Source organism: Brachybacterium sp. GCM10030252, from assembly GCF_042666535.1.
Lineage (GTDB): Bacteria > Actinomycetota > Actinomycetes > Actinomycetales > Dermabacteraceae > Brachybacterium.
Genome location: NZ_JBHTDM010000034.1, coordinates 95,594 through 108,129, shown reverse-complemented (window position 1 = coordinate 108,129; position 12,536 = coordinate 95,594). Strand labels below are relative to the sequence as shown.

Sequence of the window (12,536 nt, the reverse complement as noted above, 5' to 3'; positions counted from 1 at the left end):
CTTCAGGAGCATCCCATGGCGCTTCCGGCCTATCCCGCCTCACCGTTCCCTGATCTGCCCGCCGCACTGGTCACGGGCGCCGCCTCACCGCGCGGCATCGGCCGGGCCACCGCGCACCGTCTTGCGCGAGAGGGGTGGGCCGTCGCCGTCGTCGACCTCGACGGCGGGGCGTGCGAGGAGCTCGCCGGGGAGCTCACGGAGCGCTATGGGGTCCCCGCGCTGGGTCTCGGTGTCGACATCTCCGACGAGCAGGCGGTCGCCGACGCCGTCGCCCGGATCGATGCCGAGCTGCCGCAACTGGTCGGCGTGGTCAACAACGCCGGCATCTCCTCGCCCACCCCATTCACCGAGGTGAGCACCGAGGAATGGCGGCGAGTCTTCGACGTCAACGTCCACGGCACCTTCTTCGTGACCCGCGAGGCCGTGGCGATCTTCCGGCGGCACAGCCTGGGGCGCATCGTGAACGTCTCCAGCGCCTCGGCCGAGCGCGGCGGTGGCGTGTACGGCCGCGCCGCATACTCCGGTTCCAAGGCCGCGCTGCTGGGGATGGCCAAGACGTGGGCTCGCGAGCTCGGGGAGTACGGCATCACCGCGAATTCGGTCGCTCCCGGCTCCATCGACACCGACATCATGGGTGGCCGGCTCACCGACGAGCGCAAGCAGGTGCTGCTCCAGGAGCTGCCCGTCGGCCGCGTCGGGACGGTCGACGATGTCGCCGGGGCCGTCCACTATCTGCTGGGCCGCGACGGCGGCTACCTGACCGGCGTCACCCTCGACGTCAACGGCGGCTCGCACATCCATTGAGGCCGGAGCCACGGAGTCGGAGACGGGGCAAAGAAGACAGCGACGACAGCGAAGACAGAGACGTCAGCGAAGACAGAGAAAACAGAGAAGGACGGGCATGAGCGCACCTGGCACCCTCAGCGTCGACCTGAACGGGGCGACCGCCGTCGTCACCGGATCCACCCGCGGCATCGGCCGCGCCATCACCGAGCGGCTGCTCGCCGCCGGCGCCGAGGTGATCGGTCTCCAGCGCGGCACCGAGCCGGTCGGGCCCGGCCACCACTGCGTCGGCGTCGATCTCACCGATCCCGACGCCCGCGCCGAGGCGGTGCGCCAGGTGCTCGCCGAGCATGACGTCGACATCCTGGTCAACAACGCCGGGATCAACCTGCGTCACCGTTTCGAGGAGTTCCCGCTGCCGGAGTTCTCCGAGGTGATGAACGTCAATCTCGACGCCGTGGTGCAGCTGACGCAGGAGCTGGGCCGCCCGATGCTCGAGCGCGGCCGCGGTCGCATCATCAACATCGCCTCGATGCTCTCCTTCTTCGGAGGGCTCAACGCCTCGGCGTACGCGGCCTCCAAGGGCGCCGTGGCGCAGTTCACGAAATCGGTGGCCAACGAGTGGGCCGGGCGCGGCGTGGCGGTCAATGCCGTCGCCCCCGGTTTCATCGCCACCGAGCTGAACGTCTCCCTGCGCGAGGACGAGGGTCGCAACAGCGAGATCGTCGGCCGGATCCCCGCCGGCCGGTGGGGCCGCGCCGACGACATCGCCGGCACCGTCCTCTTCCTCACCAGCGAGGGCGCAGAGTACGTGCACGGCACGGTGATCCCGGTCGACGGCGGGTATCTCGGCCGCTGATCCTTCCGGCCCCGCGGCGGGATCGGTCTGCGGCGCCGCAGCGTGACCGACCCAACGACCCGCCGCGCGGCGCGGTGCCCGTGCTCGCCGAGCGTCCGCGGCTCGGTGCGCCGAGGGCCCGGGGCTCGACGCGGAGTCTGTGTACGCCGAGGGTCCGATGATCCATTACGGTGATCGCCGCACATCCGTCGCCGGGCCGTGCCGCGGCCCCGACATCCGAGAACGCCCGACATTCGACAAGGAGGGATCCGACGATGGATCCGACACCGGTCCAGGAGACCGACTGGACCAGCTGGCTCGGCGACGGCGGGCTGATGGCGCTGGCCGTGGTCGCGGTGGGACTGCTGCTGTTCCTCGTCATCCGGTTCAAGCTGCACGCCTTCCTCGCCCTCATCGTGGTCTCCCTGCTGACCGCGCTGGTGGCGGGCGTACCTGCCCAGAACGTGGTGCCCACGCTGGTGAGCAGCTTCAGCGAGACGCTCGGCGAGGTCGCGCTGCTGGTCGCGATCGGCGCGATGCTCGGCGCCCTGGTGGAGACCTCAGGAGGTGCGCGCGCCCTCGCCGAGGCCATGATCCGGCTGTTCGGCGAGAGGCACGCCCCGTTCGCGCTCGGGGTGACCTCGCTGTTCATCGGCTTCCCGATCTTCATGGACGCCGCGTTCGTGCTCATGATCCCGATCGTGTACGCCGTCGCCCGACGCCTGACGGGCAATGTCCTGGCCTTCGGTTTCCCCGTGGCCGCGGCCCTGTCGGTCATGCACGTCTACGTGCCCCCGCACCCCGGTCCGGTGGCCGCCTCCGGGTACGTCGATGCGGAGATCGGCGTCGTCATGATCCTCGGGCTGCTGCTGGCCTTCCCGACCTGGTACGTCTCCGGTCACCTCTGGGGCAAGCACGTCGCCCGCAAGTACAACCTGCCGGTGCGGGACCTCTTCGGCACGGCCGACGAGGCCGAGCAGGTCGAGAACCCGCCGGCGCCGTGGCAGGTCGTCCTCGTCCTGGTCCTGCCCCTGGTCCTCATCCTGTTCAACACCGGCCTGAACACGCTGGCCGGCGCCGGCCTCATCGAGGGCGAGGCAGGATGGGTGCATGCCCTGCGCATGGTCGGGGAGACCCCGATCGCGCTGCTCATCACCGCCCTGACCACGATCGTGCTGTTCGGCTTCCGCCGTGGCCGCTCGGGCACCGCCATCGAGACCACGGTGGACAGGGCGCTCGGCCCGATCTGCTCGGTCGTCCTGATCACCGGAGCCGGCGGGATGTTCGGCGGCGTGCTGGCGGCCACCGGCATCGGCGGCGCGATCGAGAACACCCTCGCGGCGGCAGGCATCCCAGTCATCTTCGCCGCCTACCTGATCGCGGTCGCGATGCGACTGGCACAGGGGTCCGCGACGGTCGCCCTGACCACCGCTGCGGCGCTGATCGCACCGGCCGTCCTCGCCTCCGGGGCGGGCACCGTGGAGCTCGCCTGCATCGTCATGGCGACGGCCGCCGGCTCCGTCTTCGCCGGCCATGTCAACGACTCGGGCTTCTGGCTGGTCGGCCGCCTGCTCGGCATGGACGTGAAGACCACGCTGAAGACCTGGACGATCCAGCAGGCCATCGAGTCCGTCGTGGCGTTCACGATCGTGCTGGCGGTCTACGGGGTCGTGCAGCTGTTCTGAGGGCCCGCGGGATCGCTCCGGCGGTCAGCCTCGGCGGCCGGTGGCCTCGAGCACCTCGGGATTGAGGATGTTCCGGGGCCGGCGGCCGCCCAGGACGTCGACGACGTTCTCGATCACACGGCGCTTCAGCTCGGTCTCGGACTCCTCGCTGTACCAGGAGGCGTGCGGGGTGAGCACCGCGGTCGGGCACTCGCGCAGCGGACTGTCCGCCGGCAGCGGCTCGGTTTCGAACACGTCCAGCCCCGCCCCGCGCAGATGGCCGGAGCGCAGCGCATCGACCACGGCCATGGTGTCGACCACGCCGCCACGGCTGGTGTTGACCAGCAGCGTGCCGGCCTGCATCCGGGCGATGGCGGCGGCGTCGACCAGATGATGGGTGTGCTCGGTCAGCGGCACGTGCACACTGATCACGTCCGAACCGGACAGCACCGTCTCCTGCTCCATCACCGCGATGCCGTCCTCGGTGGTCGTGCCCGGCTCGCGCATCGGGTCGCAGCCGTGGACGGAGAAGCCCAGGGCGCGCGCCTTGCGGGCGGTGGCCGCGCCGATGCGCCCGAGGCCGATGACGCCGAAGCTGCGGCCGGCGATGCGGTGCAGCGGTTTGACGGGGGCCAGCGAGTACGTGCCCTCGCGGAGGTTCCGGTCCAGCTGCACGACGCCTCGGGCCAGGGACACCGCCAGCGCGACGGCATGATCGGAGACGTCCTCGGTGCCGTAGTCCGGCACGTTGGACACGGCGACTCCGAGCGCGGTCGCCGCCGCGAGGTCGACGGTGTCCACGCCGACGCCGTACCTGCCGACGGCCCGGACCGTCGGCAGGGCCTCGAGCACCCGTCGGGTGATGGGGGCGTACTGCACCAGCAGGGCGTCGGCGCCCTGGGCCGCGGCGATCACCTCGTCCTCGGTGCCGGCCTGAGCCCGCACCAGCTCGGCGCCGGCGGCGTCGGCGACCGTCTGCTCCTCGGTCGTGCGCTCCTGGTCCAGATCGGTGATGACGATCTTCATGCAGGTCCTCCTCGTCTCGGGTGCTCGGGTGCTCGGGTCCTCGGGTGCTCGGGTGCTCGGGGATGTCGATCAGGCCGCGCCGCTGCGGAGCACCACGGCGCCGGGGCCGGCCAGGGAGATCCTGCCGTCGCCGTCGCGCGTGACCTCGCCGAACGCGGCGAGGACCTCCTTAGCGCGCGGTCCGGCGGTCAGCGGGCCGGTCCCGCGACGGGCGAGCACGCCCAGGTCTCCGCGGCGCAGCAGCACCGTCTCCTCGCCGAGGACGTCGACGTCGGTGCGGCGCAGGTCGGGATCGGTGAGGTCGGGGTGCCGGCGACGCAGCGCGATCAGGGTCCGGTACCACTGGAGCATCCGGGCGTGCACGCCTCCGGCGCGCTCGTCCCAGCGCAGCATCGCGGCCTCGAAGGTGGAGCGATCCTGGGGATCGGGCACCTCGGCGTCCCAGCCCATGGCGGCGAACTCCTCCGCGCGCCCCTGACTGACCAGCGGGCCGAGCTCGTCGTCATGGTCGGTGAAGTAGGTGAACGGGGTCGAGGCCGCCCACTCCTCGCCCTGGAACAGCATCGGGGTGCCCGGACCCAGCAGGATCAGGGCGATCGCGGCGGCGTGCTCACCGGCGGTCAGCGAGTGATGGATCCGGTCGCCGGCGGCGCGGTTGCCGATCTGATCGTGGTCCTGCAGGAAGGTCACGAAGGAATGGGCGTCGTAGGACGGCGAGCCGGGATCGACGGGATGACCCCACACCGTCCCGCGGAAGCTCGAGTACGTGCCGGTGTGCCGGAACACGCGGGCGAGGACCTTCGCCAGCACGTCGGCGGATCCGAAGTCGCCGTAGTAGCCCTGGCGCTCGCCGGAGATCCACGCGTGCACGCCGTGGTGGACGTCGTCGGCCCACTGCATGTCCATGCCGAGGCCACCGGCCGCGGTGGGCGTGACGGTGGTCGGATCGTTGCGGTCCGACTCCGCGATCAGGGTCAGCTCGCGACCGGTCTCGCTCTCCCAGACGGCGACGGCGTCGGCCAGCTCGGCCAGGAAGTGGCGTTCGGAGTCGTCGCGGAGCTCATGCACGGCATCGAGTCGCAGGCCGTCCAGGCCCAGGTCGACGAGCCACTGTCGTGCGCTGCCCAGCAGGAAGTCGCGGACGTGGCGGGAGCCGGGCTGGTCGAGGTTGATCGCCTGGCCCCACGGGGTCTCGTGCTGGTCGGTGAAGTAGGGGCCGAACTGCCCCAGATAGTTGCCGGCGGGTCCGAGATGGTTGTGCACCACGTCCAGGATCACCGCGAGACCGCGCTCATGGGCGGCGTCGAGGAACCGCGCCAGGCCGGCGGGGCCGCCGTAGGCGGCGTGGACCGCGTACAGCCCGACGCCGTCGTACCCCCAACCACGATCCCCGGGGAAGGTGGCCACCGGCATCAGCTCGACGGCGTCCACGCCGAGGTCGACGAGATCGTCGAGCCGCTCGATCGCGGAGTCGAATGTGCCTCCGTGCCCCTCGGGCCCCGCCGTGAAGGTCCCCACGTGTAGCTCGTAGAGCACGCGGCCGCGCAGGCTGCGGCCCGCCCAGCCGACGGATCCACCCAGCAGCCGGGGGTCGACCACCTCACTGTCGCTGTGGACGCCGTCGGGCTGGCAGAGCGACCGGGGATCGGGCAGCCAGCGCTCGTCGTCATCGAGACGGAAGGCGTAGCGGGCTCCGGGGACGGCGGGGACGTCGTCGAGGGTGAACCAGCCGTCCCCGGCCGGACGCATCGCGTGCTCGTTCCCGTCGATCCGGACGGTGACGGCATCGGCCGAGGGCGCCCACAGCTGGTAGCGGTCGTAGGCGCGCGGGGCCACCGGAGCAGGGACGGGGTCGTTCATCGCGACTCCTGGGCAGGAGGGGACGGGTGGGACGGGGCGGATTCCGCGGCGCCGCACCGGACCAGCAGGGCGATCGGCGCGTCGGCCAGGAGCTCGTCCAGGGCGAGCCGCCCGCCGTCGAACTCCGCGCCGCCGAGGGTGTCGCGCCAGCGGCCGTCGGGCAGGGCTATCCAGGCATCGCCCCATCCGCCCCGCTGGGCGAGGCCGTGGGCGAGACGGGTGACGACGGTGACGACCTCGACGGGTCCCTCTCCGCGGGCCCGGCCGAAGGCGACGGCGTGGGCGGTGGTGGTGGGCAGCGGCCGGTAGGTGGCCTCACGCCCCTGGAACAGCTCCGGTCGCTCCCGGCGCAGGACGAGCGCGCGGTGGGTGAGCCACAGCTTCTCGTCCCCGATCCCGTCGGGTCCCGCGCCGTCAATCATCCGCGCCAGCCTTTCGGCGTGTCCGGCATGGTCGGCGGGTCGGCGGTTGTCGGGGTCCACGAGTGAGAGGTCGACGGTCTCGTTGCCCTGGTACACGTCGGGCACCCCGGGCATCGTCAGCTGGATCAGCTTCTGGCCCAGGATCGCGGTGCGCTGGACCGCCAGCGTGCGCCGGGTCCAGTCCGTCAGGATGCGGTCGACCTCGTCGTGCGCCAGCGCCGCCCGGCCCAGGTCCAGCACCTGCTGCTCGTACTCCGTGTCCTGGTCGGTCCAGGTGGTGTGGGTCTTGGCCTCGCGCATCGCCTTGACCAGGTACTCCTCGAGCCGCTCGGCGGTGATCCGGGGGGCGTCCGAGCCGGGCAGGTCCCAGCAGGCGGCGAGGGTCTGCCACAGCAGCAGCTCGATGGCGCCGTCGACCCGATCCCCGCGCACCTCGGCGGTGACCCGGTCGAGGTCCTGGACCACCAGCGCCCACTCCAGCGGCTGCTCGGTGAGCACGGCCAGGCGGGCGCGCACGTCCTCGCTGCGCTTGGTGTCGTGCGTGGACAGGGTGGTCATGGTGTCGGGCCAGGTGAGGACCATCGTCTGGGCGTGATCGTGGAGATCGTCGGGCTCGACGCCGATGTGCTCCGGATCCGAGCCCACCTCATTGACCGCCAGGAAGCGGGTGTAGCGGTAGAAGGCCGTGTCCTCGAACGCCTTGGCGTGCACGGGGCCGCAGGTCTGGGCGAAGCGGACGATCACTTCGGCGCGCGCCGGGCTCTCGGTGCGGCCCGCACTGCCGACCTCGTCCCCGCACACCAGGGCCACGACGGTCTCCAGGGTCGTCACCAGGTCCTCGTCGTCGCCGAGCTCGCGCTGAGCTCTCTCCGCCGCCTGCTCGATCACGGCGCGCTCGGAACCGGGGGCGGGTTCGCCGGGGACGATGTAGGCCCGGTACCGGTCCATGGCCGACAGCAGGGCCATGACCGTCTTCTGGATGTTGCGCCGGGTGGTGTCCCGCAGCCGGATGTCCTCCTGGCAGATGGCGTAGATCAGGGAGGTCAGACGTTCGATCTCGGCCCAGAGACTGGTGGAGATGATGTGCTCGGTGGACTCCCGGGCGATCTCGGAGAACGGCCGCAGGTCACCGGTGCGGCGCTGCCAGAGGTGGGTCAGTCCCAGAGCGCCGTGCGGATCGTGGAAGAGGCCCCCGACCCTCCACAGGGCGTCATAGCCGGTGGTGCCGGCACAGGGGAAATCGCCGGGCAGGCGCTCCTCGCCCTCGAGGATCTTCTCCACCACGGTCCACGCCCCGCCGGTGGCGTCCTCGAGGTCGCGCAGATAGCCGCGAGGGTCGGTGAGGCCGTCGGGATGGTCGATCCGGTACCCGTCGATGATCCCCTCGGCCTGCAGCCGCAGCAGCGTGGCGTGCGTCGCCTCGAACACGTGCGGCAGCTCCACGCGGACCGCCGCGAGGGTGTCGACATCGAAGAAGCGACGGTAGTTCAGCTCGTCGTCCGCGACCTTCCAGTAGGCCAGGCGGTACCACTGGCGTTCCAGCAGATCGGCCAGCCCCAGGTGCTCGGTGCCCTCGGCGACGGGCAGGACATGGTCGTAGTAGCGCACCACGGTCTCGGTGCTGGCCGTGCCGTCGGCCTGTGGGATCTCCTTCTCGCCCACGGTGATCTCGTCGTCGGCCAGGACGGCGCCGATCGGGCGGCCCAGCACGGGTACCAGGATGGATCGCTCGGCCGACGGATCGAGGTCGAACCAGTCGGCGAACGGCGAGCGCGGGCCGTCGCGGAGCACTGACCACAGCGCACGGTTGTGCCAGATCGGGGTGGGGATCGCCATGTGGTTGGGCACCACGTCGACGATCATGCCCATCCCGTGCGCATGGGCGGCGTCGGCGAGGCGACGCAGCGCGTCCTCGCCGCCGATCTCCGCGCTGATCCGCGAGTGGTCGACGACGTCGTACCCGTGGGTGGAGCCCGGCGCGGCCTGGAGGACGGGGGAGCAGAAGACGTGCCCGACGCCGAGCCGGGCCAGATAGGGCACCAGGGCAGCGGCGTCGTCGGCCGTGAACCCCTCGTGCAGCTGGAGCCGATAGGTCGAGGTCGGGACAGCCGCCGCGCGGGCGCTGTCCGGGGGCGGAGGGGCGAGGTCGCTGGTCACGGCGGGCTGCTCTCCTTATGGGGGCGGAGCCTCCGGCGCGGAGGCTCCCGGATCAGGCGCGGACGGGCTGGTCGAAATCCTCGGCCGGTGAGCTCTCCCCGTCGAGATCCATCGGCGGGCGCATGAGGATCAGCAGCGAATGTCCCGCCCGCGACAGGGTCTCCCCGGCCGAGACCTGAGCGCCGAGGTCCAGGGCGCCGCCGGTCCCCAGGACGACCGTCCAGCGCTCTCCGTGATCCTCGGGTGGCAGCGTGAAGTCGACGGCGTTGCCGGAGGCGTTGAACATGACCAGTGCCGAGTCCCCGACGATGCGCTCACCGCGCGAGTTCGGCTCGGGAATGGCAGAGCCGTTGAGGAACATGGTCAGGCACTTGTTCTCGGCGGCATCCCAGTCCTCGGAGGACATCTGGGCGCCGTCGGTACCGATCCATTCGACGTCCGGCAGGGACGATTCGGCGTCGTCGCGCACGTCGCCCTGCAGGAAGCGGCGCCGGCGGAAGATCGGATGCTCACGGCGCAGAGCGATCATCTGCTGGGTGAACCAGAGCATCTCGCGCTGATCGGAGTCCAGATCCCAGTCCATCCACGAGATCTCGTTGTCCTGGCAGTAGGTGTTGTTGTTGCCGCCCTGGCTGCGGCCCATCTCGTCGCCGTGGAGGATCATCGGCACGCCCTGGCTGACCAGCAGCGTGGCCATCAGATTCTTGGCGCGTCGAAGCCGCAGCGCCAGGACGTCCTCGTCCTCGGTCTCGCCCTCGGCACCCGAGTTCCAGGAGCGGTTGTGGCTCTCGCCGTCGTTGTTGTCCTCGCCGTTGGCCTCGTTGTGGCGTTCGTTGTAGGACACCAGATCGCGGAGGGTGAACCCGTCGTGCGCGGTGACGAAGTTGATCGAGGCGATGGGGGTACGGCCTGAGTGCTGGTAGAGATCCGAGCTGCCGGCGAGGCGGGAGGTGAAGTCCCCGATCACGCCGGGCTCGGAGCGGTGGAAGTCGCGCACCGTGTCGCGGTAGCGGCCGTTCCACTCCGACCACAGCGGAGGGAAGCCGCCCACCTGGTAGCCGCCCTCGCCGAGGTCCCACGGCTCGGCGATGAGCTTGACCTGGGAGATGATCGGATCCTGCTGGATGATGTCGAAGAACGCCGAGAGCCGGTCCACCTCGTGCAGCTCGCGCGCGAGGGTGGAGGCCAGGTCGAAGCGGAAGCCGTCCACGTGCATGTCGGTGACCCAGTACCGCAGCGAGTCCATGATCAGCTGCAGTACGTGCGGGGTACGCATCAGCAGCGAGTTCCCGGTGCCGGTGGTGTCGTAGTAGTGAGCCTTGTCGTCCTCGACGAGGCGGTAGTACGCGGCGTTGTCGATGCCCCGGAAGCACAGGGTGGGGCCCATGTGGTTGCCCTCGGCGGTGTGGTTGTAGACCACGTCGAGGATCACCTCGATGTCCGCCTCGTGCAGGTTCTTGACCATCTGCTTGAACTCCTGGACCTGCTGCCCGGGAGCGTCCGCGTAGGCGTACTCGTTGTGCGGCGCGAAGAAGCCGATCGTGTTGTAGCCCCAGTAGTTGCGCAGATCCTTCTCCAGGAGATGGCCGTCCTGGACGTACTGGTGGACCGGCATCAGCTCGACGGCGGTCACGCCGAGCTCGGTGAGGTGTTCGATGATCGCCGGGTGGCCCATGGCCACGTAGGTTCCGCGGATGCTGTCATCGAGATCCGGATGCTGCATGGTCAGGCCCCTGACGTGGGCCTCGTAGATCACGGTCTCGTGGTAGTCGTGCGCCGGGGGATGGTCGTTGCCCCAGTCGAAGAAGGGGGAGACGACCACGGAGTGCATCGTGTGCTCGGCCGAGTCCTCGGTGTTGCGCTGATCCGGATCGTCGAACTGGTAGCTGTACAGCGAGGGGTGGTTGCTCGCCATGCCCGTGATGGCCTTCGCGTACGGGTCCAGCAGGAGCTTCGACGGGTCGCAGCGGTGACCGGCTTCGGGATCGAACGGGCCGTGGACGCGGTATCCGTAGCGCTGTCCCGGCTGGACCGACGGCAGGTAGACATGCCACACGAAGGCATCGACCTCGGTGATCTCGACCGCGGTCTCCCCGCCGTCCTCGTCGATCAGGCACAGCTCGACGCGCTCGGCGACCTCCGAGAAGAGGGCGAAGTTGGTGCCGGAGCCGTCGAAGGTGGCGCCCAGCGGGTATGACTGACCGGTCCAGATCTGCATGGCTTCAGGGTAACCGTGCCGCGCGATATCCGGTTCGGGTTCTCCGCCTGTCAGGCTCTCCGCCTACCGAGTGGCCGGGGCGGCAGCCGGCCGGGCCGGCCTCCGGGTGCGACGGGGCAGGTCGCAGAGGAGGCCATCGACCATTGGAACGACGACAGCCCCGGCCGACGGGCCGAGGCTGCACAGGTACTTCGGTGGTGGGCGATACTGGGTTCGAACCAGTGACCTCTTCCGTGTCAGGGAAGCGCGCTACCGCTGCGCCAATCGCCCATACGCCCGGAGGCGCGAGGAGGAGTGGAGCGGACAACCGGACTCGAACCGGCGACCCTCACCTTGGCAAGGTGATGCTCTACCAACTGAGCTATGTCCGCACATCGGCTGAGCCGACGAGGGAACACGATATGCGGGTCCCGCCTTCTGGCGCAAATGCTGATGGCCTGCAGTGCCGGACGTCACGGTGCGAGGCGGGGTGTGGTCGCGAATCGGCTGCAGGGGTGGTCGCGAATCGGCTGTACCGGCTGCCGGCCGGCGCCGGAGCGTGCGGGCCCGTGCGGGAGTATGCGGGACTGTGCGGGAGGGAGTGTCGGAGCCGCTGAACGGTGGAGTGGTCGAGGTGGCCGGGGCGGCGCAGTTCGGCGAGAGTGCCGCCGGGCCGCCCTCAGGACGACATAGCTCACATCGCCGCAGGGCGATTCGGCCCGCGAGGTTCGTGTAAGCTTCTGCGAGTCCACTCGAGAGGGTGGCCAGCACCTTCGGGCGATTGGCGCAGTGGTAGCGCGCTTCCTTCACACGGAAGAGGTCACTGGTTCGAACCCAGTATCGCCCACGGCGCGATCTCCGGATCGTTGCATTGCGGACATAGCTCAGTTGGTAGAGCATCACCTTGCCAAGGTGAGGGTCGCCGGTTCGAGTCCGGTTGTCCGCTCCGGGAGCGGCGCGCCCGACGCGAGTCGGGAGCGCCGTTTCGTATGATGCAGGAGCATTTCCCGGTGGGTTGGCCGAGAGGCGAGGCAACGGCCTGCAAAGCCGTGTACACGGGTTCGAATCCCGTACCCACCTCCATCGGCGCTCCCGGGCGCCGGTAGGGGCGATTGGCGCAGCGGTAGCGCGCTTCCCTGACACGGAAGAGGTCACTGGTTCGAACCCAGTATCGCCCACCACCACGAACGGCCCCGTCGTCCTCATCGGGCGGCGGGGCTGTTCGCTGTGCGGAGCGTGATGGGCGACCTCGTGCCGCCCAGCGTCCCCGCCACACAACATGCCGCCCGCGCGTCGCGCCGGCCCGCCTACCCGAGCCCTTCCCGCCGGCCCGCCTCGATGGGCCCCCCGCTGGCTCGCCTACCCGGGCCCGTCCCGCCGGCCCGCTTCGATAGAGCGCTCGATACCGCGTGAACTGACCTTTTCCGGCCCGCCTGAGGTCAGTTCGCGCGGTGTCGACAGGGTGAGGCCAGGGACGAGCGGCCGGGGGCTCGAAGAACTCGGGCCCGGGGGTCAGGGAACCCGTCCTTCATCACGGGCGTTCCACACGCGCCCGACAGGACCGGGTGCCCACCGTGGGGCGGTCGGCG

At 70.3% G+C, this 12,536-nt stretch carries 7 protein-coding genes and 6 tRNA genes; 7 read left to right on the top strand and 6 right to left on the bottom strand.

The features are described 5' to 3' along the window. Positions 1–15: 15 nt before the first annotated feature. From ACFQRJ_RS15450 to ACFQRJ_RS15440, 3 genes are all read left to right on the top strand, one after another. Positions 16–804 (top strand): SDR family NAD(P)-dependent oxidoreductase, encoded by a 789-nt coding sequence (locus ACFQRJ_RS15450; protein WP_377020104.1) that lies wholly within the window; start codon positions 16–18, stop codon positions 802–804. 97 nt (positions 805–901) lie between these two features. Further along, positions 902–1,642, top strand: coding sequence for an SDR family oxidoreductase (locus ACFQRJ_RS15445; protein WP_377020103.1), 741 nt, complete (start codon positions 902–904; stop codon positions 1,640–1,642). Positions 1,643–1,896: 254 nt separating this feature from the next. Beyond that, positions 1,897–3,306, top strand: coding sequence for a GntP family permease (locus ACFQRJ_RS15440; RefSeq protein ID WP_377020102.1), 1,410 nt, complete (start codon positions 1,897–1,899; stop codon positions 3,304–3,306). Between the two features lie 24 nt (positions 3,307–3,330). On the opposite strand, the gene ACFQRJ_RS15435 is transcribed toward ACFQRJ_RS15440, so the two are convergent. The 6 genes from ACFQRJ_RS15435 to ACFQRJ_RS15410 all read right to left on the bottom strand — a co-directional run bounded on the left by ACFQRJ_RS15435 (position 3,331) and on the right by ACFQRJ_RS15410 (position 11,339). Then, positions 3,331–4,311: a C-terminal binding protein gene (locus ACFQRJ_RS15435; protein ID WP_377020101.1), complete on the bottom strand. Its 981-nt coding sequence runs from the start codon at positions 4,309–4,311 to the stop codon at positions 3,331–3,333. A gap of 69 nt (positions 4,312–4,380) precedes the next feature. After that, positions 4,381–6,171, bottom strand: coding sequence for a malto-oligosyltrehalose trehalohydrolase (gene treZ / locus ACFQRJ_RS15430; RefSeq protein WP_377020100.1), 1,791 nt, complete (start codon positions 6,169–6,171; stop codon positions 4,381–4,383). After that, positions 6,168–8,750 carry a malto-oligosyltrehalose synthase gene (gene treY, locus ACFQRJ_RS15425; protein ID WP_377020099.1) on the bottom strand — a complete coding sequence of 861 codons (2,583 nt, stop codon included), beginning with the start codon at positions 8,748–8,750 and terminating at the stop codon, positions 6,168–6,170. Before treY ends, treZ begins: the two co-directional genes overlap by 4 nt. Before the next feature lie 52 nt (positions 8,751–8,802). After that, positions 8,803–10,968 (bottom strand): glycogen debranching protein GlgX, encoded by a 2,166-nt coding sequence (gene glgX, locus ACFQRJ_RS15420; protein ID WP_377020098.1) that lies wholly within the window; start codon positions 10,966–10,968, stop codon positions 8,803–8,805. Between the two features lie 195 nt (positions 10,969–11,163). Beyond that, a tRNA-Val gene (locus ACFQRJ_RS15415) sits at positions 11,164–11,238 on the bottom strand. Positions 11,239–11,263: 25 nt separating this feature from the next. Next, a tRNA-Gly gene (locus tag ACFQRJ_RS15410) sits at positions 11,264–11,339 on the bottom strand. A 383-nt stretch (positions 11,340–11,722) separates the two neighbouring features. Between ACFQRJ_RS15410 and ACFQRJ_RS15405 the strand changes: the two genes are divergently transcribed. The 4 genes from ACFQRJ_RS15405 to ACFQRJ_RS15390 all read left to right on the top strand — a co-directional run bounded on the left by ACFQRJ_RS15405 (position 11,723) and on the right by ACFQRJ_RS15390 (position 12,128). Beyond that, positions 11,723–11,794 (top strand) — tRNA-Val (locus tag ACFQRJ_RS15405). Positions 11,795–11,820: 26 nt separating this feature from the next. Continuing rightward, positions 11,821–11,893 (top strand) — tRNA-Gly (locus ACFQRJ_RS15400). 63 nt (positions 11,894–11,956) lie between these two features. Beyond that, a tRNA-Cys gene (locus ACFQRJ_RS15395) sits at positions 11,957–12,030 on the top strand. Between the two features lie 23 nt (positions 12,031–12,053). After that, positions 12,054–12,128 (top strand) — tRNA-Val (locus tag ACFQRJ_RS15390). Positions 12,129–12,536 lie beyond the last annotated feature (408 nt).

Bases quoted from the DNA above. Each gene is read 5' to 3' on its own strand.
- ACFQRJ_RS15450 (WP_377020104.1), top strand. From the start codon at position 16: ATGGCGCTTCCGGCCTATCCCGCCTCACCGTTCCCTGATCTGCCCGCC.
- ACFQRJ_RS15445 (WP_377020103.1), top strand. From the start codon at position 902: ATGAGCGCACCTGGCACCCTCAGCGTCGACCTGAACGGGGCGACCGCC.
- ACFQRJ_RS15440 (WP_377020102.1), top strand. From the start codon at position 1,897: ATGGATCCGACACCGGTCCAGGAGACCGACTGGACCAGCTGGCTCGGC.
- ACFQRJ_RS15435 (WP_377020101.1), bottom strand. From the start codon at position 4,311: ATGAAGATCGTCATCACCGATCTGGACCAGGAGCGCACGACCGAGGAG.
- treZ (WP_377020100.1), bottom strand. From the start codon at position 6,171: ATGAACGACCCCGTCCCTGCTCCGGTGGCCCCGCGCGCCTACGACCGC.
- glgX (WP_377020098.1), bottom strand. From the start codon at position 10,968: ATGCAGATCTGGACCGGTCAGTCATACCCGCTGGGCGCCACCTTCGAC.